The sequence below is a fragment of the Paenibacillus sp. Marseille-Q4541 genome (genome assembly GCF_018310695.1).
Lineage (GTDB): Bacteria > Bacillota > Bacilli > Paenibacillales > Paenibacillaceae > Paenibacillus.
Genome location: NZ_JAGXCY010000008.1, coordinates 106,977 through 131,101, shown reverse-complemented (window position 1 = coordinate 131,101; position 24,125 = coordinate 106,977). Strand labels below are relative to the sequence as shown.

Annotated in this window: 19 protein-coding genes; 3 read left to right on the top strand and 16 right to left on the bottom strand. The window is 44.4% G+C overall.

Annotation, left to right across the window (positions count from 1 at the left end; translation table 11 throughout):
* Positions 1-179: 179 nt before the first annotated feature.
* Both KFT32_RS11745 and KFT32_RS11740 read right to left on the bottom strand, forming a co-directional pair.
* Positions 180-2,564 carry a glycosyl hydrolase family 18 protein gene (locus KFT32_RS11745; protein WP_211747392.1) on the bottom strand — a complete coding sequence of 795 codons (2,385 nt, stop codon included), beginning with the start codon at positions 2,562-2,564 and terminating at the stop codon, positions 180-182.
* Positions 2,565-4,124 (bottom strand): chitinase, encoded by a 1,560-nt coding sequence (locus KFT32_RS11740; protein WP_211747456.1) that lies wholly within the window; start codon positions 4,122-4,124, stop codon positions 2,565-2,567.
* A 98-nt stretch (positions 4,125-4,222) separates the two neighbouring features.
* Between KFT32_RS11740 and KFT32_RS11735 the strand changes: the two genes are divergently transcribed.
* Positions 4,223-4,540: a hypothetical protein gene (locus tag KFT32_RS11735; protein WP_211747391.1), complete on the top strand. Its 318-nt coding sequence runs from the start codon at positions 4,223-4,225 to the stop codon at positions 4,538-4,540.
* Between the two features lie 58 nt (positions 4,541-4,598).
* Here KFT32_RS11735 and KFT32_RS11730 read toward each other — a convergent pair whose 3' ends face one another.
* From KFT32_RS11730 to KFT32_RS11720, 3 genes are all read right to left on the bottom strand, one after another.
* Positions 4,599-5,840: an MFS transporter gene (locus tag KFT32_RS11730; RefSeq protein WP_211747390.1), complete on the bottom strand. Its 1,242-nt coding sequence runs from the start codon at positions 5,838-5,840 to the stop codon at positions 4,599-4,601.
* A 421-nt stretch (positions 5,841-6,261) separates the two neighbouring features.
* Positions 6,262-7,119: a formate/nitrite transporter family protein gene (locus tag KFT32_RS11725; protein WP_211747389.1), complete on the bottom strand. Its 858-nt coding sequence runs from the start codon at positions 7,117-7,119 to the stop codon at positions 6,262-6,264.
* 200 nt (positions 7,120-7,319) lie between these two features.
* Positions 7,320-8,681 carry an FAD-dependent oxidoreductase gene (locus KFT32_RS11720; RefSeq protein WP_211747388.1) on the bottom strand — a complete coding sequence of 454 codons (1,362 nt, stop codon included), beginning with the start codon at positions 8,679-8,681 and terminating at the stop codon, positions 7,320-7,322.
* Positions 8,682-9,311: 630 nt separating this feature from the next.
* Here KFT32_RS11720 and KFT32_RS11715 point away from each other — a divergent pair.
* Positions 9,312-10,562, top strand: a complete 1,251-nt coding sequence (locus tag KFT32_RS11715; protein ID WP_211747387.1) for an MFS transporter — start codon at positions 9,312-9,314, stop codon at positions 10,560-10,562.
* A 143-nt stretch (positions 10,563-10,705) separates the two neighbouring features.
* Here the strand turns inward: KFT32_RS11715 and KFT32_RS11710 are convergent, their stop codons facing one another.
* Entirely contained in the window at positions 10,706-11,182 is a 477-nt protein-coding gene (locus KFT32_RS11710; protein ID WP_211747386.1) for a glutathione peroxidase, read from the bottom strand.
* Between the two features lie 193 nt (positions 11,183-11,375).
* On the opposite strand from KFT32_RS11710, the gene KFT32_RS11705 reads away from it, so the two are divergent.
* Positions 11,376-11,924, top strand: a complete 549-nt coding sequence (locus tag KFT32_RS11705) for a GNAT family N-acetyltransferase (RefSeq protein ID WP_211747385.1) — start codon at positions 11,376-11,378, stop codon at positions 11,922-11,924.
* 89 nt (positions 11,925-12,013) lie between these two features.
* On the opposite strand, the gene KFT32_RS11700 is transcribed toward KFT32_RS11705, so the two are convergent.
* From KFT32_RS11700 to KFT32_RS11655, 10 genes are all read right to left on the bottom strand, one after another.
* On the bottom strand, positions 12,014-12,817 hold the full coding sequence (locus KFT32_RS11700) for a hypothetical protein (protein ID WP_211747384.1): 804 nt from the start codon (positions 12,815-12,817) through the stop codon (positions 12,014-12,016).
* Positions 12,818-12,864: 47 nt separating this feature from the next.
* Positions 12,865-13,719, bottom strand: coding sequence for an ABC transporter ATP-binding protein (locus KFT32_RS11695; RefSeq protein WP_211747383.1), 855 nt, complete (start codon positions 13,717-13,719; stop codon positions 12,865-12,867).
* Positions 13,720-13,983: 264 nt separating this feature from the next.
* Positions 13,984-15,699 (bottom strand): DEAD/DEAH box helicase, encoded by a 1,716-nt coding sequence (locus tag KFT32_RS11690; protein ID WP_481856327.1) that lies wholly within the window; start codon positions 15,697-15,699, stop codon positions 13,984-13,986.
* Between the two features lie 88 nt (positions 15,700-15,787).
* Positions 15,788-17,152 carry an aldehyde dehydrogenase gene (locus tag KFT32_RS11685; RefSeq protein ID WP_211747382.1) on the bottom strand — a complete coding sequence of 455 codons (1,365 nt, stop codon included), beginning with the start codon at positions 17,150-17,152 and terminating at the stop codon, positions 15,788-15,790.
* A 136-nt stretch (positions 17,153-17,288) separates the two neighbouring features.
* Positions 17,289-18,953 (bottom strand): ABC1 kinase family protein, encoded by a 1,665-nt coding sequence (locus tag KFT32_RS11680; RefSeq protein WP_211747381.1) that lies wholly within the window; start codon positions 18,951-18,953, stop codon positions 17,289-17,291.
* Entirely contained in the window at positions 18,954-19,343 is a 390-nt protein-coding gene (locus KFT32_RS11675; RefSeq protein ID WP_211747380.1) for a phasin family protein, read from the bottom strand.
* 81 nt (positions 19,344-19,424) lie between these two features.
* Positions 19,425-20,072 carry a ThuA domain-containing protein gene (locus KFT32_RS11670; RefSeq protein ID WP_211747379.1) on the bottom strand — a complete coding sequence of 216 codons (648 nt, stop codon included), beginning with the start codon at positions 20,070-20,072 and terminating at the stop codon, positions 19,425-19,427.
* Between the two features lie 366 nt (positions 20,073-20,438).
* Positions 20,439-21,788 (bottom strand): hemolysin family protein, encoded by a 1,350-nt coding sequence (locus KFT32_RS11665; protein WP_211747378.1) that lies wholly within the window; start codon positions 21,786-21,788, stop codon positions 20,439-20,441.
* A 235-nt stretch (positions 21,789-22,023) separates the two neighbouring features.
* On the bottom strand, positions 22,024-22,845 hold the full coding sequence (locus KFT32_RS11660; protein ID WP_211747377.1) for a uroporphyrinogen-III synthase: 822 nt from the start codon (positions 22,843-22,845) through the stop codon (positions 22,024-22,026).
* Positions 22,846-22,938: 93 nt separating this feature from the next.
* A complete protein-coding gene (locus KFT32_RS11655; protein WP_211747376.1) occupies positions 22,939-24,114 on the bottom strand; it encodes a GerAB/ArcD/ProY family transporter in 1,176 nt (391 codons plus the stop codon).
* Positions 24,115-24,125 lie beyond the last annotated feature (11 nt).

Below are 24,125 nucleotides of genomic sequence, written 5' to 3'. Positions count from 1 at the left end.
TCTATACGTGTATTTTGTATTTTTCCTATTCTACCATATGCCATACATAACATGACAAAACAAGATGAAATATGACCCTTTAGGACAAAAGAAAATAAACCCTCCCATGGGGAGAGCTTATTTAATGGTTCATATACAATCCTCTTCTGACTTGAGCAATTCCAATACAACCTTCGTTATTACTGCACTTGCCATAGAGCAGGTACATTGGCCGGTTCCCATCCTGCTAGGGAAGTATGTGGTTGAATAGCTTTATACGTTTTTCCATTATAGGTCACAAGCTGACCTACGGTATATGCCGTGTTTACCTTCCACTCCGAAACACCAGGATTCGGAGTAGCAGAAGTTTTGACGGTTATCGCATTACTTGCAGCAGACATATTGCCTGCTGCATCTTTAGCTTTTACTGTAAATGTGTAGGAAGTGTTCGCTGTGAGTCCACTTACCGTTGCTGTTGTACCCGTTACCGTAGCAGCCAGCGTAGTTCCATTATACACATCGTATCCTGTGACACCTACATTATCGGTAGACGCAGTCCAGCCCAGTGTAATACTGGTTTCTGTTTGAGCAGAGGAAGCAAGATTTACAGGCACGGTTGGTGCCTGCGTGTCCGCTACCGGTGCCGCCGCTGTTTTTACGGTTACCGCATTACTTGCCGCAGATACATTACCTGCTGCATCTTTTGCTTTTACTGTAAATGTATACGAAGTATTCGCTGTGAGTCCACTTACCGTTGCTGTTGTACCTGTTACCGTAGCAGCCAGCGTAGTTCCATTGTACACATCGTATCCTGTGACACCTACATTATCCGTAGACGCAGTCCAGCCCAGTGTAACACTGTTTGTCGTTTGACCAGTGGAAGCAAGATTTACAGGCACGGTTGGTGCCTGCGTGTCCGCTACCGGCGCCGCTGCTGTTTTCACCGTTACCGCATTACTTGCTGCAGACAGGTTACCTGCTGCATCTCTTGCTTTTACTGTAAATGTGTAGGAAGTATTCGCTGTGAGTCCGCTTACCGTTGCTGTTGTACCCGTTACCGTAGCGGCCAACGTCGTCCCGTTATACACATTATATCCCGTTACACCTACATTATCGGTAGATGCAGTCCAGCCTAGCGTAACGCTGTTTATCGTTTGAGCAGAGGAAGCAAGACCCGCAGGCGCTGTTGGTGCGATTGTATCTACCGGCGGTGTTGTTGGATTACCGGATAGATCTGTTTTAAGTTTGTTCAGAAGTGTCTTGTTACGATCTCCACTCAGTTCCCAGAACATAGCTCCACCTAGGTTTTTATTCTTAATATAAGATGTTTTGTATCCAATAGATTCAACATCGTCATAAGAAATGAAACGTTTGTTGGATGCGTTATAAAGGAAAGGCACCTTCGCTGTATCATTCCAGTAACGGGTGTAGCCATTTTTGTTGATGTAATTTGCTTCTAGGTCATAGAAGTCAAAAGATCCGGCTTCCCATGTACCTACCGTAGCCCCACCCGCACATTGTTGATATTGACCATTATTTGCTGCGGCACAGCCGTCCCATCCACGTCCATAGAACGGAACACCCAGTACAAGTTTGCTTGCTGGTACACCCGCATTCAAATGACCTTGTGCACCTGAATCTACATAGAAAGAGTCCGCTTGTGGTACACCTGCTGCTGTAGCTGCAGGGTCGTAATAAAGTGGCGCATTATGTGCACTGATCTTTTGCCATGCCCCGTTAAAGTCGTACGTCATAATGTTAATCCAGTCTACAATTTCAGCTATTTTTCCAAGTTCAGTATTCGCGGCATAAGTAGCAGATGCACCGCTTGCAATAGTAACCAGATATTCTTTTCCGTCGACTTTCTCTGCCGCATCCAGTTTAGTACGAATTTCTCGTAACAACAGTGTATAGTTTTGTTTATCCTCAGGACGTTTGCTGTTGCCATTAAGACCACCCGATACTGGGTACTCCCAGTCTAGATCGACCCCGTCAAAGTTATATTTGCGAAGGAAATCGACAGCCGAGTTAGCGAACGTTTCTCTTGTAGCTTGTGTAGCAGCAACATCGGAAAAACGATTAGACCAAGTCCATCCACCTACAGAGATGATCGTTTTGAGGTTCGAATTAATCTTTTTCAATTTGTTCAGCTGATTGATATTCCCTGCATAGGGCTGATCCCACGTATCACCTGCATATCGTTTGCCGGTATCAATCCATGGATCGCCGAGAACGATCGTTCCGTTCGGTACGTTAATCGTTTGGCTGTTCTCGTCCTGACAAGACCAAGTTACCGGATTCGGTCCTGTAGGATCAGGGTTTCCGTGTTTACCGTTCCAGCAGATATCCGCAAAAGCGTAGTTAATATGCGTCAGCTTGGTAGCATCAATGTCGGATACGTTATACGCTCTTCCATAGGCAGCCCATGACGGATAATAACCCACAATCTTATAACTGTCTGCTGCAGAAGCGGAGCTGGGACCAGCAACCAAAGAAGGAACAATCACAGATAAGAGCATCGTTAAACCAAGAATAAACTTAGCGCCCTTCGCACTCGCCTTGCGCACGTTAATAGAAGCTTTCATTTATCTCACTGCCTCCTTTGCACTTGCCTGCTGAGCACTAAAGGAATTCAAAAACGAACGATGTGCACTCGAAAACTGATTGTTTGCAAAGGCATCCCAGTTAATTGACCAAGTCATAATTCCTTTTAGACCAGGGTAACCGGCAGGTTGACGAAGCGTATATGATCCACCATAAGAAACACCCTTAATTAGATAGTTCATTGCTTTTTGCAATTCAGCTGGTGCCGTGTAGCCTCCGCCTGCAGCTTGCTGGGTAGCCGGTACACCAATAGCAATTTGATCTGGACGAAGCGGACTAAAGAATGGACCGGAGCTGCCGCCTACATTGAATCCTTGAAGCAGCATTTCAGCCATAGCTACATGGAAATCTGCAGTCCCTTGGGAGTAAGCACGGCCATCAAGCCCGATCATGGAACCGCTGTTATAATGCTGCACATGTAATAAATTCAGATCGTTACGAAGGGCATGAATGACAGGAAGATAAGCTCCCCAAGGTCCGCCATAATTCAGATAACCACCTTGCACATAAGCCGTTTCAGGTGCTGCTGTAATCATGAAATTGGCACCAAATGTGGCTTTTACAGCTTTCACTCCGTTAATTAAATTTACGATTTTCGGTGTTGTCGGATTGCGGAAATCAGTATCCCCCGCATTCAGGGATAACGAACTGCCTTCGAGGTCAATATCCAGACCGTTGAAGCCATACGTATTAATGATCGATTTAAGGGAATCTTCAAACTGCTGTTTTTTGGTAGCATCCGTTAGTTCGATCGTTCCATTCGCTCCGCCCATGGAGATAAGCACCTTTTTCCCTTGGCTTTGCAGGTAGGCAATATCAGATTTAAATTCCTCTACAGAAGCGTTGTAAGGAGTGAAGGCTAAGGTACCGCTTCCATGAGAAATCGGTTCTGCAAAGGATACATTGATGATGTCGTAGGCCGGGTTTACATTACGCAAACGAATATTGGTAGATCCATTATCAAAGTTATGCCAGTATCCAATCAGCCATTTGCTGCCTGTTGGATTGGGGTTGGGATTCGTTGTTCCTGTTTTGGTTGTTACACTAAGCGAGCTACTTGCAGCAGACACATTGCCAGCAGCATCTTTTGCTTTCACAGTAAATGCGTATGTGGTACCGGCTGTTAAGCCAACAATAGCTGCTGAATTTGTTGCAACTGTGGTAGCAAGCGTACCGTCTCGGTAGACTTCGTATCCTGTGACACCCACGTTATCCGTAGAAGCAGTCCATGCCAGCTGAAATGACGTTTCTGTTATGCCAGATGAAGCCAAACCAGTCGGAACTGTAGGTGCCGTAGTATCTGGAGTCGGTGTCGTACCGCCTCCACCTGAAGCATCCCCCGTATATTTCCATAGCGCAGGAACATTTGGCGGCTCCCAGCCATTTAAAGACGTATGAGGCTGTAAACATTCATAATTTTTGCTCTGATAAGTAACTTGATCTCCCTTCTTGTATGCAGTATTCGGCTGCCATGTTGCGGCAGCGTCTGCTCTTGTTGCCAACCACGGAAGAATGAGAAGAATGACCAATACGGTGATCATTGAACGACGGAAGACAGAAGCTTGTTGCAAGCGAAACCCCTCCTATATTTCATTCTTATTTTTGTTCATAGAAACATCTGAAAAAGACGAGACCGATCGTGGTTGCTGGTAATGAAGAGCACAAAATTCGATTGGGCTGGTGTGGCGACCTCACCCCTTTCGTCAAGATAGGACTTTTCCCTTTAAATCCATTTTTTACAGGGAATTTACAAATCCGTTACCATGTATTTAATCAGCAAAATACAAATGGCATAAGGGATAAATTATTGTTATGTAGGGTGAAAAAAGTTACATCAATCGTCTTAGTTTTGTGTATTCGTCTGAAATTAGGAAGGAAGAAGGGGGAATGGAATATGCTGCGTAGGGCAAAAGATGCAAAGATTCGCAATGCGGAATTTCAAGACGGGTTACAATAACAACACAAAAAAGGAGTCCCGATGAGAGGACTCCTTCATTTCGTATAACGTGATAAAACTAAAAGGAGATATGTTCTTCTCCCAGCTCGTATGCCTTCACCCTAGAGGCATTGATACGAGCATGGATGACAAACATGATGATACCGACACCAGCAGTAATCGTAGCAAACCAAGCAACTGGAGCAAGACCTCCGGCATCAAACATCACGCCCATTGCATACGGTCCCGCTACTCGCCCTATAGCGCCAATCCCGCCTGAAACACCTAGATAAAATGGCGCTGCCTTCCCCGCATGATCTGAGATGAAAGCAGGCGTAGCAGGGGAAATCAGCATCTCGCCTAGTGTAATGAGGATCATAGCTAGAATCATGCCCGGGTAGTGCTGGAATAGAGCAATGACAGCAAACCCTGCTGTATAAAATACTGCGCTGACTGTCATCTGGGCTGTTGACGTGGAAGCGATTGTTTTTTTCAGGAATGAAGTCACCGGTTGAGCTACAAAAATAAGGATCCCATTTAAAGTCCACAGCAGGCTATAAGCCTTTTTCTCCATCCCCTCCGATATGATAAAGGGCGAAACCCCTGTATTCCAGATCGAATTGCCCAGCAAAATGAAGAGTGTACCCAAGCTGAGGAACAGGTAAAGCCGCAGATTAAGAAGCAACTGCCACGTACTTTCTTTTTTCTGCTCGCCAGTCACATGCTTCTTAGGTACATAAACCTCCCCCTGTTCACGATCGACCTTACCGAGGTAAGAAAAGAAATACACGCCAAAACCTGCTGAAGTGATCCCGTTCGCAATAAAGCTCAAGTGATAGGAAATGTCAGCCAAAAATCCGCTGAGTGCGGTTCCTAGCGCAACACCGATATTTTGCGCAACATAAATGACGTTAAAAAGTTCTCCTCGCCGTTCGGCAAACCGAAATCCGACAAACGCTTGAATGGCCGGCAGCGACATTGAATTAAATAGCCCGATCAGACCCATCATGGTAATAAATAGCCACCAAGTTTGACTGATCCAAGGCAAAGTGAATAACCCGAGGGCATTAAATAAAAGAGCCCCTACGATCAGTTTTTTGACTCCCACTCGATGGTACAATGCGCCGCCAAGAAGCTGCCCAGCAATCCCACCGAGAGATTGAATCAAAATCACAAATCCTGCCTGTGTCATGCTTCGGCCGAGCTCATCAAATACATACATCGTGGTAAGCGGCCACATAAGGGAACTGCCTGTTGCATTAACTAGACTAGCAACTAGAAATACTTTTACTTCTTTTGGATATGTATCAAGCCATCTCATGTTAGGTTCTCCTATGAAGTCAATTCAATATATAAAATCAGAAACTCTTTCTACATTTTTCAATTTCATGTAAGATATATCCTTCTATAATAAATCTGCAATGAGCGTACGTAAAGGACAGCTTCGAATGCTAGGTTACGAGCTTCTATGTAACGGTCATAAAAAAACACAAGCAGCTGTTTGGGCAGAGGTGTAGAACCTTTGCAGAGCCACTTGTGTAACTTGATAAATATTTTTGTTTTCTATTGTTTCACCTTATATAAGGGAGGGTAATGAAGAGCAAGGCATTATGAGACAGGTAGAGACCTCCTCCACATGCCATATCATGGACCACTCCCGAAAATTCGTCATGTACAGGTTTCGTTCCCCCGAACCTATTCATGGCGAATTTTATTTTTCAGGATTTATTGCTATCAAAAATTTACTTGGCAATCGATTGTATCGGAGCTGAATTGGCGTTTGTATTCTTATCCGCTGTCTCATCAGCAGGTACAGCAACTTTTTTGTCCGTTGTTTTGTAGAGATAAGCAGCGTAATAAGCTCCTGCTACAAAAACAGCTCCACCCGTCAGATTACCAAGCCATACGGGAACAAAATTCGCCAGATATTCTCCCCAAGAATAATGACCTTCAAAGATCGCTGCTGGAATAAGGAACATGTTAGCGACAACGTGCTGGAACCCCAAAGCGACAAACGCGGTTGTTGGAATCCAAAGTCCAATGATCTTAGCAGTCATCGAATCTGCTGCATAAGCGAGCCAGACCGCAAGAGCAACTAACCAGTTACAACCGATCCCGGAAATATAAGCATTCAGGAAAGGATCTTCTATTTTGTGTCCTGCGAGATCCACCACTTTATCAAGATAAACTCCTTGGCCAGTTAAACCAAGCACATGACCAAAAAAGTAAGCTACGAAAAGAGCCCCCACAAAGTTTGCTACGGTAACCAGTCCTAAATTGCGGAATACTTCTCTGGTTGTAATTTTTTGTGTAATTCGCGCAAGAGATAATGCCATCATATTGCCTGTAAGCAGTTCTCCTCCTGCAACCAGAACCAAGGTAAGTCCTACCGGGAAGACGAGTGCTCCTACAAATCCAGTCATACTGCCCCATGCTTCTGGAGCTGCAGCGGTCACACGGATGTATAATAAGTATCCCAATGCAATGTAGGCTCCCGCCAAAAATCCTAAAATAAGAACCGTTAAAGTAGAATTATGCGCTTTATGTTCACCCGTTTCCGCTGTATACTCAGCGACTTGTGCCGGTTTTAATGCTGCCATAGTCGGAATATCTTCCTTTCGCTAATAAGTAATGTTTGCACTTCCATTGTAAAACTTCTTCCATTTCAAGTTTGTTAAAAAAATCACAAAGTCTTATTTTCTCCCTTACTCTCCTTTTTTAAAACACAAAAAAACCGTCAGCGAAGAAATGCACTAACGGTTCTGAACGATTTATCAAAAATAAGATATAAGTAAAAATGTTACACTAACAAAGACTCTTTCACTTGTATAGGAGCAAGTGCTGCTTGCCCTACCGAATTCAGAAAATTCCACGGTTTGTTATAATGGGGCTGGAAGAAAAAATCAATAAAGGCCAGCTGATCCACTGTCATCTCATTTTGAATACATACGGAAATCGTGTTGATTGACTGTGTCAGCTCTGCTTCACTCATCAGCTGTGCACCTACAATCCTGCGCGACTCTTTCTCGAAAATGACTTTGATAAGCACTTTCTCCGCTGTGGGCATAAACTCTGGACGGTAACTATCTTCTATAGCCACCGCTTCAACCACAAGTCCGGCAGCAGTTGCAGCAGCTTCAGTCAGCCCGGTCCCTGCGATATTTTGCTCGTAAATTTTAATTCCTGATGTACCCTGTGTTCCCATGTATGGAAGGGTCGGGTTCACGAGGTTTCGTGCTACAAGCATTCCCATACGTACTGCATTCGTCGCAAGCGGAATATATGTGGTCTGACGAGTCGGATTATAATAAATCGCAGCACTGTCTCCCGCCGCAAAAATATCAGGATTACTTGTGCGCATATAGCGATCGACTAGGATAGCTCCATTCGGCATCATATCTACTTTTCCTTCAAGAAGAGAGGTGTTTGGACGGAAACCGATACAAAGAATAACAAGATCCGTTTTATACTCACCCTTGTCAGTGACGACAGAAGTAACTTTGCCTTCCTGTCCTCCAAAGCGGCTAACCTTCTCCCCCAGTACTAACTCAATGCCTTTATCCGTCAGCGATTGCTGAATTCGGTCTGTAAATTCTGCATCTAGATATTTGCTCAGAATACGATCTTCCGCATCAATCAGAGTAACTTCCTTCCCATTCATTTGGAACGCTTCTACCAGTTCAATACCGATGTATCCAGCTCCAACTACAGTGACATGATGTGCATCTTTTGCTTTCTCAATAATGGTATTTGAATGATTGTAATTTTTGCATAGGAGTACATTATCCAGATCAATACCCTCAAGCTTCGGTATTATAGGCCAAGATCCTGTTGTCATAATTAGCTTGTCATAGGTGTCCGTCACTTCTTCGCCCGTCTTCAAATTGCGCGCCTTCAGCGTACGTCCTTCGGTATCAATATTCGTAACTTCATGCAGCATCTTTGTTTCAACTCCGAGCTCCTTCAGCTGTTCTGGAGAAGAGTAGAACAATCCATCTGGGTCTTTTACGACTCCCCCTACATACAGAGCAATTCCGCAAGATAGAAAAGAAATATTATCGTTACGCTCGTATACTGTGATCTGTGCATCTGGATACAATTTGGCGGTATTAACAATAGCAGCAGTACCTGCATGAGTACATCCAACAACAGCGATTTTCATAATAAAATTCCTCCTACATGATATCCGATTTATTTGTGAAAACTTTCACTAATGTGAGTAAAAAAAGGTCCGTTACATACGTGTTCTTCTCAACTCCACTATTGTCAGGAGTGACTAGAGCTTTCCATCCTATGCGTGCTTCAATAATGTAATCAATAAATATAACTTACTCGCGGCTTGGTAAAAGCCTCGCTTCTCTCAAACTTTCATGCAACGTTGCTTCCCGGGTCTACACCATATTCAGCTAACTTCTCTCTATATCTGTAATCCTTCATTTCTTTTATCTTCAAGCTGTAATTATAATGTGAATAAATTCACTAATGTTTATAACCTTATTATAATGTGATATTTTTCACATTTCAAGTCCTTTTGCCTAATTTCCTCAAAATAATTTTCTGCACTTCCCACTCTAATAGATGACTTCCTGAAAAGCCTTGATAACAAAGGAATTCTCTGTATTGTATCCCTCTCTAGAAAGGAATGACTGGCCTTCAAATGGGCTTCTGATGAATTGCCTTTACAAATATTAGGAGTAGAATAGGAGCTAAGTTAAAGATCACATGCGGCCTGCGGCATTTTAATTATGCAAATTCAAACGGACAGGTCGGCCATGCGAAAGGACGTGTCTCTATGGATTTTCCTTGGAAACGGAACCTCGCTGTGCTCTGGATCGGAGTCTTTTTTTGCAGCACAGCTTACTCCATCTCCATCCCCTTCTTACCTATCTTTATGAACACAGAGCTCGGCGTCGGAGAAAACAGGCTGGAATTATGGTCAGGTTTCGCCTTTGGTATTACCTTCCTTGCCAGTGCACTTATTTCTCCTTTCTGGGGTTCCCTCGCCGATAAGTATGGGCGTAAACCTATGCTTATACGTTCTGGATTTGCCCTCTCTCTTCTTTACTTGTTGAGTTACTTTGTACATGACCCTTACCTATTTATTATTGTACGCATCTTTCAGGGTCTTCTAGCAGGGTTCGTTCCTGCCTCGATTGCACTAGTAGCAACGAATACACCCGAAGCAAAGACCGGTTATGCGCTCGGAATTATGTCCACTGCGGGTGCAACAGGCAGCATAATTGGACCGCTCATTGGCGGTGTAGTAAGTCACTACTACGGCAACCGGAACGCATTCTTATTTTCAGCTATCATCGTACTTGTATCCGCTTTAATTGCTACCTTTTTTGTGAAGGAACATAATTTCGATCGTTCGGCTGCCCGCTCCAGAGTAAGGGACGATATTAAACAAGCGTCAGCTAATAAACCTTTTATGGCGCTGCTCGGCATTATGGCAGTAACTACGTTCTCTGTCATGATTCTAGAACCGCTGCTTACTGTATATGTCATGGAAATGGGCGTCGATAAAAGTAGTGCTTCCTTGACCTCAGGTATTATCTTTTCCTCCGTCGGTATCGCTACGATTATCATGGCTCCTCGCTGGGGGAAAATCGGGAGGAAGATTGGCTACTCCAAAGTGCTTATCATTGGGCTGATCGGCGGTGGCCTCGGAAATATGGCTCAATTTTTTGTCAGTGACTATATCGGTTTTGGTATTCTTCGCTTTGGTTATGGATTGTTTTTTGCAGCGGTCTATCCAACCATAAATGCACTGATTGTAGAAACTACAGACTCCTCTTTCAGAGGAAGGGCGTTTAGTCTAAACCAGTCTGCTTCACAGCTGGCAACGATGGCCGGACCCATTATTGGCGGTTTACTGGGTAGCTGGTTACCGATCCGCTGGATTTTCATACTCAATGGCTTGGCACTGCTTGTGGCCGCATGGCTGATCATTCGGAATGGTAACCTTCAGATGAAAGTGAAGTCTACGAATCCGAGAGGAATAGCAATAAAGCAGCAGGCTCCTCTTAAGCAGAGATCATGATCGTCATAGGTAAACAATATCAATAAAATGGCCATCCCCTAACGGTTTCAGATCAAAGAAATCATTTTCTCAGACAAAAAAAGCAACATGGGCTAACCATGCTGCTTTTTTTATATACTGCTCATTTATTGGGTTTGCACCAACTACAGCAACTTTTCTATAAGTGCAGTCATCTCTTCTGGCGATTGTTTTGGCTCAAAACGTTCCACTACTTCTCCGTTTCGGTCAATAACAAACTTCGTAAAGTTCCACTGGATGTCGCTGCTCTCTCCGCTACCCGGTTTTTGTTCTTTCAGATATTGAAAGATTGGGTGTGTGTTCTCCCCATTTACATCGACTTTAGCAAAGACGGGGAAATTGACACCATAGTTGAGTTGACAAAATTCTTCAGCTTCTTCACTCGAACCCGGTTCTTGCCCGCCAAACTGATTGCATGGAAATGCTAGGACAACCAGCCCTTGGTCTTTGTATCGATCATACAGCTTTTGCAGTTCCCCATACTGCGGGGTAAGTCCGCATTTGCTGGCTGTGTTGGCGATAACCACCACTTTACCTGTATACATGTCGAGTGGAACTTCCTGATTTGCTGGAGTTACCGCTTGATAAGAATAGATAGACATAAATTATGTTCCTCCTCTGCTTCTATAATTCTCTTCTATTATTACTATACCCGTTTTTCCTTCTAGCTCATCATAGATTCTCTGTTTGATCCGAATAAACCTTCAAAATTAAAAAAATTAAATAAGACACCCATTGACTGTTCCATATTCTGTTATATAATAACAAAAATTCATATCTAAGGAGCCGATCACCATGCAACCTACTTTCGTAACTAACAGACTAACACTAAGACCTCTCCAGTCCACTGATGCAGCGGCAATACAAAAGTTTGCAGGGGAAAAAGAAGTGGCTAGTACGACTTTATCGATCCCTCATCCGTACCCCGATGGCTCTGCAGAAGCTTTCATTGTTGCCACTCATGAAAGGCACAAGAACAATTTAGGCACCTCCCTCGCCCTTATCTCGAATGAAACGGGAGAGCTTGTCGGTTGCATGGGACTACATATCGCCAATGACCATAACAGAGCAGAACTGGCTTACTGGATTGGTAAACCGTATTGGGGACAAGGCTATGCTACAGAAGCAGCCAACCGTATGCTTCAGTATGGATTTGAGGAACTGGGACTTAATCGGATTTATGCAGCTGCTATGACTAAAAATCCGGCCTCTTCCACCGTTATGAAAAAGATCGGAATGAAGTATGAAGGAGAGCTGAAACAACATATCATGAAGTGGGGCGAATACGAGGATCTTGTCTATTACGGTACTACGAAAACAGAATATGAAGCTACTTTACGCTAATATAAAAAAGAGGAGGATACGCGCGTATCCCCTCTTTTTCATGTTCTATTTTCCACCAAGTCAGGCATGCAAGTCCGTCGTTAACATAATTAGATGAGTACAGTGCCTCGCATTTCCTCTGCCCGTTCAGCCCGTTCTTCAGCTTTCATCCTTGGGCATGTATAACACTTGCGGTTCTTTCCGTCCGATATTCGGTAGTACTCGCAGCATGCTGATTTCATACGATACGGTTTTTCCGAGTTCAGCGGATTCTCTATGTATACAGGCTCTATGTCAAACGGATTTTTCTTGCGGTTAAACAGTTCAGGCGCAAATTGTTTCACCGCTTCGTGGTCCTTTGTAAGACGATCTCCAAGATGCTGTTCCCCGCAGGGAAGGCCTTCTTTGAACAAATTCAAATAATACGCAAGGATATTCGGAAATTGTCCCCATAGTGCCGGGACGGGTACTCCTCCTCCTGCAGCCATTCCCTCTACAAGTGGACGAAGTGTTCCACCATAAAATCGTTCCAGCATCTGCTGACGTTCTGCTGCATCTGCACGATTTGTATGCTTATATTCTTCCTTGTTATGAAGCACAAAGCTTAACTGCGGAGCACCAGAATCATTCAGTTCCATCTGTAAACTTACATTTGAAAGGGAGATATCCATATATGTGTCACACATGGATATCATATAGTGTGCAGCAACCAGCAGACCACTAACTGTGTGCATCACATACACAGCTGCTACTCCTGTCGTCTCTGCCTGAAGATGGCGCTGATATATCTCAAGCCATGGATTTCCATACTCGGGACGAATCAGCTCGAGTAAGGTAATATCTCTCACCGAGTCAGGTGATAGATTGCTTTGAATTCGCCCATATTTTGCAAGCACGGTATAATCTAGCGTCATCTTCATCTCACCACTTTCATCTCATTATTACGTACTACCAAAAAAATCTATACACCAGCAACTTGGCGCACTTGTGTTTGTAAGGAATTTCCAACTCCGATAAGACCCCTGTTCTCCTTGCCTGCAAGCGCGAAAGGCAGACAAAGCGGAACTCCTGTCCGCGGATCAGTCACGATATCCGCCTCAATGCCAAATACTTCTCTAAGCACATCTGGGGTCATTACTTCTTCAGGCGAACCCGTTGCAGTTGCTTTCCCTTGCTTAATCGCGATCATATGGTGCGCATAACGAGAGGCATGGTTCAAATCATGAACCACCATCACGATCGTGCGCTGTGCAGTGATATTCAGTTCCTCCAGCAACTGCAATACCTCAAGCTGGTGAGCCATATCGAGGAACGTCGTAGGTTCATCTAGAAAAAGAATATCCGTATCTTGCGCAAGCGCCATAGCGATCCAGGCACGCTGGCGTTGACCACCCGATAGTTGATCAATTGGACGATCATGAAATTCACTGAGCCGAGTCGCCTCAATGGCCCACTCAATCATTTTTTTATCTTCCGCTTTCAGGGTGCCAAAACCTTTCTGGTAAGGAAAACGGCCATAGGACACAAGTTCCGTAACGGTCAGCCCTTCCGGTGCAGTCGGGTTCTGTGGAAGAATAGCTAATTGTTTCGCCACTTCGCGAGTGGACTGCTTATGAATGGACTTTCCGTCGAGCAAGACCTGACCATTTTTCGGCTGCATCAGGCGGGCCATTGTTTTGAGAATAGTAGACTTACCGGAGCCATTTGCTCCAACAAGTGCTGTGATTTTTCCTTGGGGTACTTGTATATTTAGATCTTCAACGATCAGTCGGTCCTCGTAAGCAATGCTAAGTCCTGCAGTTTCCAGGCGAAACATAAAATCATCTCCTCCACTTGGTTGGCTTTGTAACAAAAAGCTGGCATTTCAAGATGTATGTATGTTTAACATGAAGTTCAAACGAACAACAAATGAAAAATTCATGATGATTTCGTAATCTATTTAAAGATACTGATAATCATTATCATTTGTCAAGTCGTGATCTGTTGTTTTTGCTGGTAATTTTCAATAGAAAAGCAAAAAAGCACGCCTTCTCCCTTACGAAGGCGTGCTTTTCAAACATTTTAAAAACTTATTTTGTTGTTAACGTCCCTTGCGTCCACCAGAGCGACCTCTGTCATAGCCACCTGAGGAATTACGGCTATCTCTTCCTTGAGAAGAGGAACCGCTGCGACTGCCACCTTGATAGCTTCTTCCGCTACCGTTACCACCGCTTCTTGAACGCGATTCACTACCTGTAGAACCTTCGGAAGAACGCCAAGGACGATCACGGTCCGCTCTCTTCTGGCCTTCACTTCCTCCAGGACGTCCACTCGTGCGAGCTCTGTCCGCACCTTGGCGCCCTGCTTCACTACTACGCTTGCTTCCTCCGCGTTCCAGATCATAGAAAGCGTTCTGCTGTCCACGTGACTCACCTCGGCCGCTACCAGATGTTTCTTTCGGTCCGCGTGCTGCGCCTCGTCCGCCGCGCGAAGACTCCTGTTGCCCACGTGCTTTGCCTCGTCCGCCGCCGGATGACTCCTGTCCTCCGCGTGAGCCGCTGCGACCACCACTTCTTCCAGCGGATCGATTTCCTTCACGCTTTGCGTCAGATCGAACTCTTCGTCCTTCTCCGCCGCTGCTGCTCCATGAGCTTCCACCACCGATTAATTTCTCAATGGTTCCTGGTTCGCCTGCATTACCACTCTGCCAAACGGCACGGTCAAGACGCTGCTCAGTGCCTTCTTCGATTCGAGCGATTTCCGGCTTGTCTTTTTGCGCTGCAAAGGTAATAGCAAGCCCTTTGCCGCCTGCACGTCCCGTTCTTCCGATTCGGTGGATATAACTTTCCGCGTCATGAGGAATATCGTAATTGAATACATGCGTTACGCCTTCCACATCCAGTCCTCTTGCTGCCACATCAGTAGCTACAAGAAGCTGCAGCTTGGCATTACGGAATGCTTTCATTACCGTCTCACGCTTCGCTTGGGACAGGTCACCATGCAGCTCATCACTCGCATATCCAAGATCCTGTAGAGCCTCATTTAAAACTGAAGCGCGGCGTTTTGTACGGCAGAAAATAATACCGAGATACGGACGGTATTGCTCAATTGCCCCAATCAGTGCTTCTTGCTTCGTACGATCCGTTACTTCTACCACTAATTGACGGATTTGCTTAACTGGAATTACATTGCTCGATTGTACTTTTACGTCAACCGGATCCTTCATGTAGGCACGTGCCAGTTTGCGAATACCTGCCGGCATCGTTGCAGAAAAAAGCATCGTTTGACGTTTGTAAGGCAGTGCTTTAATGAGCATTTCCACATCATTCAGGAAGCCCATATGCAGCATTTGGTCCGCCTCGTCAAGAACCAGCATCTTCACTTTATCCAAAACGAGAGTTCCGCGGCCCAGATGATCCAGCAATCTTCCTGGTGTACCGATGATAATCTGTGCGCCGCCTTTTAGTTTGTGCAACTGTTTCTCTACATCCTGTCCTCCATAAACAGCAAGAACACGAATATCTTCTCTAGACTCAGTTAACTTCTTTGCTTCGGTTGTAATTTGCAGAGCGAGCTCCCTTGTTGGAGCTACAATTAATGCCTGCGGAGAACGATCTTCCGCATTCAGTCGCTGCAAAATCGGCAGCATGAAAGCAAAAGTCTTACCTGTTCCCGTCTGCGCCTCGGCAATAATATCCGAACCTTGGAGCAGAATCGGAATTGATTTTTCCTGTACCGGTGTAGGTACCGAGATACCTTGCATACGCAATGCTTCATTCCATTCGGGCAGAATGCCCAACTTATCAAAACTTACCAAAATATTCACCTCATGGCTCTATTTCAAGCGATTTTTATTCGACTACCTTAAGCAAACATGACCGGCAATTATTCTCCCTCGTCGCTCTTTACTTCATGAACCGGCGCATCATGGCAGACCCGGTTTTGGAAGGATATCTGAACTTAATATCAAAAGCATTTGTCTGCTTCAGTACACTTTTCATATGTGAGAAAGCAGTAAAGCTATGCTCCCCGTGATAATTACCCATGCCGCTTTCCCCTACGCCGCCAAATGGCAGATACGGTGTAGCAATATGCATCAGTGTATCATTAATAGCCCCTCCACCAAAAGGTATTTGTTCAACAATCCGGTCTTGCACAGATTGATTGAGCGTAAATAGATATAAAGCGAGTGGTTTTGGCCTAGCATTTACCATATCCACGACTTCATCGAGGTGTTTATATGTCATCATTGGCAAAATCGGACCAAATATTTCTTCCTGCATCACAGGACTATCCCACGTGATCTCATCCAGCAGTGTTGGTGCAATCTTGAGCGATTCGCTATCCGTTTCCCCGCCAAGGACGATGGAGCCGTTTGTGAGAAAAGACTGCAACCGGTCAAAGTGTCTAGGAGACACGATCCGTCCGTAATTATCATGTGAGACTGGCTCTTTGCCGTAAAATTGCTTGATCGCTTTTTCATATTCTGTAACAAATGTGTCCCTTACACTCTCGTGAACCAGCAAATAATCGGGAGCAATACAGGTCTGTCCGCTATTCGTTAGTTTACCAAAAGCAATCCGTTTAGCGGCAAGCTTCATATTGGCATCATGGTGAACGATGCAAGGGCTTTTCCCCCCAAGCTCAAGCGTAACAGGAATAAGGCGCTCTGAAGCAGCTTTCATGACAACTTTACCGACAGCCACACTACCTGTAAAAAATATTTTATCAAAAGGCTCAGCTAGCAGCGCCTCACTTGTCTCAACTCCGCCCTCCACTACGGTTACAAATGCAGGATCAAATACTTCCCCAATGATGGAGGCGAGCACCGTAGATACATGCGGGGTAAGTTCTGATGGTTTGATGACAGCCGTATTCCCAGCCGCAATCGCTCCTATAAGCGGTGATATCGCGAGCTGAAAAGGATAGTTCCAAGGCGCGATGATCAGCACGCTGCCAAATGGCTCGGGAACGATATAACCTTTACTGCCGATATGAGTTTTGGCTGTTTTTACTTTACGGGGTTTCATCCACCCTTTCAGCCGTTTGGTGACAAAAGAGATCTCCTCCAGTAAAATACCGATCTCGGTCATATATGCTTCTTGCTCACTCTTGTTTAGGTCAATCTTCAAAGCATCTAAAATTTCGGATTCTCTGCGCCGAATGGCATCTTTCAGCAAACTTAGTTGTTCCATTCTTGCTTCCAGACGTCTTGTTGCACCGGTTCTATAGTAAACTTTTTGTTTATGTACGATTTCACTTATATTCATTTGTTTTGCCCCCTTACATTTCTAAATTTGCAGAAATACGGATCGTTTTCCCGTTCCTGATTATACATGTATTACCCACTACTACAAAGCTCCCCACCCCGCAATGGAGTAGAGGAGCTTTTTTATGTGTACCTATTTACTGCTTTCCGGATCTAATAATTGAAATAATGAGCCATAACACCATTAAACCGGCAATCACAATGCCGACTTCAAGTAGCGGCACGTGCCAGACCTGCTCTGTCTTCGAAGATCCAATAAAAAGACCCACCATGAGGATACAAAAAGCCAGTAACACGATGCTAAGTGATAATTTATTACTGATTTGATCCAGCTTGTGCTCGAATTGCTCCAATTCAGGAATGCTGATTTCTACCTTAAGTTTTCCTTTGCTTATAATTGAAGTCAAAAGTCGAGCTTGTCCTGGTAAGTCCACCAGCGTCTCAATGAGTTCGGTTACACTGCTTAGCAGTTTCCCCTTAATCTTTCTCGAACTGAACTTTTCGCGTATCAGCTTCCGCCCGAAAGGCTCTGCCATATCAATAATGCTAATGGTGGGATCCAGATTTTCGATAACTCCTTCCAGTGTAACCAAGGCTTTACCTAGTAATATTACATCAGAAGGCAGGGTAATCTGGTGCCTCTGCGCGACTCCAAATAAATCATTCAGTGCTTGTCCAACACTGATACTGGCAAAAGGAATATCGTAATAGTCATCCCGGATGCGGTCCAGATCCCTGCGAAGTGAGCCCATGTTGGTTCCTTCGGGAATCATTCCGAGACGTTCAATGGATCGTACCATTCCTTCTGTATTCTTACGCATAAGCGCTATGATAAGCGAAGAAAGCTGTTCTTTCATCTCCTCATTTAGTCGACCCACCATTCCGAAATCAAGAAAAGCAATGGTTCCATTCTTCATTACCATTAGATTTCCAGGATGGGGATCTGCATGGAAGAAGCCTTCAATAAATATTTGATGCAGCATGGAGTCAACCAGCCGCTGAGCTATATTTTTTAGGTCATAACCTTTCCCGATAATAACTTCCCGCTGATTCAGCATGATGCCATCCATATATTCCATCGTCAGAACTCTGGCGCGAGTGTAATCCCAGAAGATTTTAGGGACATGAACCTCTGAGCTCTCCATAAACTGAAGTCCTACTTTTTCCGTATTTCTTCCTTCATGGCTATAATCAAGCTCCGCAAGCAGAGAAGCAGCAAACTCTTTAACCATCTCCCGCAGCTGATAACGGGTTACCCATTCCCACCTGCGTTCTGCAAGAGCCACGAAATCTTTCAGAATATTCAGATCCCGCTGAATGACAGGAGATATGCCCGGCCTTTGAATCTTAATGGCTACTTGTTCACCGCTCCGGAGTCTACCGATGTGTACCTGTCCAATACTGGCAGCTGCAAGAGGCGTATCGTCAAATTCAGCAAGTAGCTCTTCCAGTGGTGCATTGAGTTCCTGCTCCAGAATTCCCCGTGCAATCTCCGGAGAAAAAGGCGGCACCTGATCCTGCAGCTTGGTGAGCTCCGAAATGACCCCTGATGGAAGCAAATCCGAACGAGTACTTGCGAGTTGTCCTAATTTGACAAAGGTGGGCCCAAGATCCTCAAGTACATGCCTTATACGTTCCCCAAGTGTTTTGGCTTCTGGTCCGGTCTCATGAGTAATCCATCTTCTTGGCAGTGATAACACCTGAAAAAAGCTGATTTCCTCAACAATATAGCCGAAGCCATGACGCATCAGCGCCATGGCAATCTCTCTATATCGTCCGGCATTTTTAATGTGAACTGCCATTTATTCGATCTCGTTTCCTTTAGGAGGCTGCTCAATTTCAGGCGTTGACGTAAGAATTGGTGTGTCCGGATGCTTCACGGGTTGACCAGCTTCAAGCGCTGACAGCTTTTGCTCCAGTTCCTCAATTCGCATGTTTAGTCGGTTTACATCTGTTTTGGTAGGTACACCAAGGTCAATTAGCACTTTCTCCACTTGGCCTTCAATCATTTTCTTAAAACTTGTTTGTTCTTCATTGCCGCGCTCCATCAGCTTCTCAATGAGTGCCTTGGATTCGGATGGTGCAAGCTCACCACGTTTTACCAAATCGCCAACTGCATTCTCCACTTTTTCCTTGCTGACTAGGGTAAGACCCCACCCCAGGGAAACCGCCTTTTTAAACAAATCGCTCATGCCTTTTGTCCTCCTTCTTAGAAAATCTTGTACTACCTATAGTATATACCTTTATTACCCTCTCAACCCAAAAGGCAACTCTTATCTTCTTTTCTTCGTCCGTGTAGCCCACATTGCTGACTGAAGGATTAGTTGTCTAAACGACTCGTTACTGAAAGAAGGTACAGAATTCCCTGGCATTAAGTAGACAACACGTCCCATCCCGTAGGTGTGTGCCCAAGCTGCCGGCCAGGATTTGCCGTCCTCGTTCATATACTCTAGAAGAACCGTTCGATCCGAGAAATTATCAAACTCAATTTGGTAAGGTTCCTCGTCCATAGTGAAGTTCTCAATTCCAGACATAATAGGGTGAAGCGGATCTGTTACTTGAAAACGCAAACTCCGCGGGGCAGGATGCCCTGTAAATCTTCCCCCAAGTAATTGAGCAATTTCATAGCGATTGTGCATAGAAATCCCATTGTGTAGAACGAGCAGCGCCCCTCCTCCACTAACATAACTCAGTAATCCTGCTGCCTGTTGTGGAGCCATTGCTCCTTTCCAGTCATCCAGGTAAGAAATAAGTAGATCATACCCAGCTAGGTGTTCCATTAACATCAAATTACGGTTTTCACTGCATTGTACTGTCATCTCATCCTGAAGAATTCGGCTAATTTCCGCATCGACTCCTTGCAGAGGATGATACATGGGGTGTGTGTAGTCCCCTAATAATAGTGCTTTTTTTCGATTCATTATCGATTCCTCCTTTGCTCTGCTTTTGTCTGATTGGTTTCGTTTCATTTGCTTACGCAAAGCAAGAAAGTTCCTTGTCCTTTACTCGCTTATATGATCGTTCCTGCTCTTACCTATCCGGTACATCAGGAAACGAATAACTTTATGGTGATTGATATTGCCTAGTATAACCTCCAATGTTTCGTATAAATCCATAAGTTACATAACAGACAAAAAGCCATTTATTTATCACTACTCTGAATTCGTCACAGACAGAAAATACCCTTTATTCATCAGCTCAATTTACCAAATTCGTCATATATCTTCCTTTACATAAAAACAAACCGCTGAAGGAAACGCTCCCGCGGTTTATTTCTATATAATTATCTATTCTTTAACGGACAATACTTCTCCATCAAGATGATCGGATGTCTCTTCTACAGGGAGTCTAGTCATTTGAATCCGGCGGATTCGCTGCTTTCCAACTTCTAAAACTTTGTAACGGAAGCCTCTAAAGTCAAATTCGGGGTGCTCCTGTTTCGTTGGAATACGACCTAGCGTACCTACCATAAATCCACTAAGCGTCTCATATTCTTCTTCAGGCAAACTTGCCTTTGTAATCTGACTTACTTCATCCAGATGGGCAATCCCCGTGAAAATGTAGGTATTCTCATCCATTTGTTCAAAGATCGATTCATCTTCATCGTATTCATCATATATGGAACCTACGATCTCTTCAATCAAATCTTCAATGGTGATGATCCCCGCGGTACCTCCATATTCATCAACGACGATGGCCATGTGCACCCGATTCTGCTGAAGTTCTTCTAGCAGGTCGTCCCCTTTTTTCGTTTCTGATACAAAATAAGCAGGACGAATGATATCCATTATGCTTTTCGGCCTTTCTGTATCCTTCCTAAACTGGACGATCAAATCTTTAACATGCAGGAGACCAATGATATTATCGATCCGCTCCTCAAATACGGGAAACCTAGTATACTGCTCTGATTGCACGATCTCAAGTACTTCGTCGAACGGGGCATCTGCTGAAATTGCAATCATGTCCGTACGATGGGTCATCATATCAGATACATCCTTATTATCAAAATCAAATATATTGTGGATGATCATTTTTTCACTTTGCTGGATCGTTCCTCTTTCGAGTCCCGTATCTACAAGCATCCGAATTTCTTCTTCAGAAGCTTCTTCATCCTCCGCATTGGGATCGATACCAAATAAACGAACGGTTAGGTTAGTCGATACAGTAAGCAATTTTACAAAAGGTTTGACGATTTTGGACAATACACTTAAAGGACCGGATACTGCAAGTGCAATCGTCTCTGCCTTTTTCATTGCAATCCGTTTAGGTACGAGTTCCCCAAATACGAGCGTGAAGTAAGAAAGAATCAGCGTAATAACAATGACGGATATGGAAGAAAGCACGGAGGGAGAAATATCTAATCCCAGTGACAGCACGTAATCTACAAGCACGGATGCAAATTTGTCAGCCGCAAAAGCACTGTTCAGAAATCCTGCGAGCGTAATCCCGATCTGGATCGTAGATAGAAAACCCGTCGGTTCCTCCAGTAATTTTTCCAGCTTTTGTGCACGTTTATTTCCTTCCAATGATAAAATACGAATCCGGTTGTCATTAATGGAGATCAGCGCCATCTCGGAAGCTGCGAAAAAGGCATTAACGATGAGTAGTACGAGAATGACTAAAATATCTAACCCCAATGGATGTTGCACCTCCTAAAATAATCAGTCCACGTTAGGAAACTTCCTAGCCTGTGGAAATATGTACATACTCTAAATATTAAGACTTATTAACATCTAAACACAAATTTGAGTCTTGAAAACTCTCTTACACTTTTGTAAGTTGCATGTGAATCTGAAACAAAAAAACACCTCACCTCTACTGCGGTCAGGTGTCCTTGCCCTATAGGTTGTAACAAGAGGGGATTTCTTATACTTATACTTCCTGTTTCTGTGCAAAATACTTGCCTAGTGCAACCATCATACTTCCCATACGCTCTTCTTCCGGTATCACCTGAGGTGTAACTCCTTCTTCTATCATCGCTTGTGCTGTCACTCTTCCCACAGCGGCAGCTACAACGTCCCCTTCAAAACGTTCCTTCATGATGGCAAGCTTCCCATGCTGCTCCGCATAGGCTGCGAGAAAGCGAATCTGAGGAACACTTGTAAAGGTAACCGCATCAACTCTTTGTTCAAGAATATCCTGCAGCAGCTCTTCAAGTTCATGTTCTTGCGGCGGTATGTGTCTATAAGGAAGCACTTCTCTAATTTCAGAAGTCCCCTTTTCTCTTAGCCATGCCATCAGGCGCGGAGCTGACTCCCCATGAAGCTGGACAGTGACACTTTTCCCTTGAAGATCGTAATCCATGAGTTCACGAATCAATCCGGACGTACTCCCGTCATCGTCCCGAACGACCGGCTTCAAATTCCGTTTGCGCAGCGCATTCACCGTCTTGTAACCACGGGCCGCGATCTGGGTTTTCTGCAGCGCCTCTAACAATTCTTCCTCAAGCCCAAGCTGTTCTGCGACTTGAAAAATAGCATCCAGTCCCATGCCCGTTGTGAGAATCGTCCATTCCGGAGGATGCTTCACCCAAGCTTCTATGCTGCTCTTCAAATGCTCATCATCTAGAAAAACCGTACCTTGCGCAGGCCGAAGTAGCGGAGTACCGCCCAGTTTTTTTACGATCATAGACATTTCCTCAGACTTGCGGGGTCCAGCTAGTGCTACTTTTTTGCCAAGCAAATTTTGTGCCATTTCTTACGTACCCCCCTCTTATGCTTGTGTTGTCCCTAGTATACAAGGGAAACATAGGAAAGGAAAAGTAGTTCAAATGTTCCAAGATAAGGATTACGTTCCTGAAGCACTACCTGCAGTGTGCCCGAGAGTTTTTTCCGATTTCTTTTTTTTCTTTTTCTTGGTTGGTCTCACAAACAAGAAAATAAGCACAGGCATGACAAAGATGAAGAAAAGAGTAATGAGCACCCACTCCCGGTCGAAATTAAATACCTGTACCGAATCCTTAAAGAACCAGAAAGCACAGACATATGCCAGCAAGATGACGGGGCCCTGCATCATGCGTCCAGACATATTTTTAGTTAGACTCCCGATCCCATAGCATACAACATAAATATCAAAGGCGATCTTTGTCATGTGAGTAGGCAGCATGGTTGCTGCAAGAAACATGTCAAAACGGTCCAAAAAATCACTAATCTGTACCTGGCGAACAAGTTCAAAGGAAGGATAGGTCAGCCTAGGGATAATCGGAAGTCCCAAGATGAGGATCATCATGATCACATGCATCACGCATAACAAGAGGGAGAACGAGACTCCTTTCATTGCAGCCTTCATATTAAAACTGGCCTTCCCAAGAATAAAAGGAAGGATGACCGCTTCTCCTGCGAAGGAGAAGTAGTACCAGCTTCCTTCTGCCACTCTTTTTATATCAACAGGAAAAAATGGTTTCAAATAGTGAAAATCCAGTTCACCTGATACAAAAAAGGGAAGGGTTAAAATAACAAGAACCATAATCGGGATAAAAATCTCAGCCATACCCACAATGGACTTCATTCCTCCTCGAATAATATACCCCGACATAATGAAAATGCTGAAAAGGATAACCATGATCGGCGTTCTCGCTAACAGTGTTGTATCTACGTAATCGCTCATAATTCTTGCATCCCTTGTTAAGATGAAAAAATAGTAGAGGATGTACAGCACAACTACCATACGACCGATGACAGGAAATCGAATAATCATCGCTTGAAATATGTTCTTTTCTCCAAATCTCCGCTGCGTTCTAGACAGAAGCCATATGCTGAAAATGACAACGAGATACACAATCAAAATACATAGATAAGCATGTTGTCTCCCAAACAGAACAATATCCGATGGAGAATGGATTAAGTTAATAGGGAGCGTTATGAGCAAAATCATAAGCACGAGCTGTCGACTTGTCATCGGCTTGGACTTCGGTTTTTTTATGTTTTGAGACTGATTTGATTCACTGGACTGATGAACGCTCATGAATATTCCCT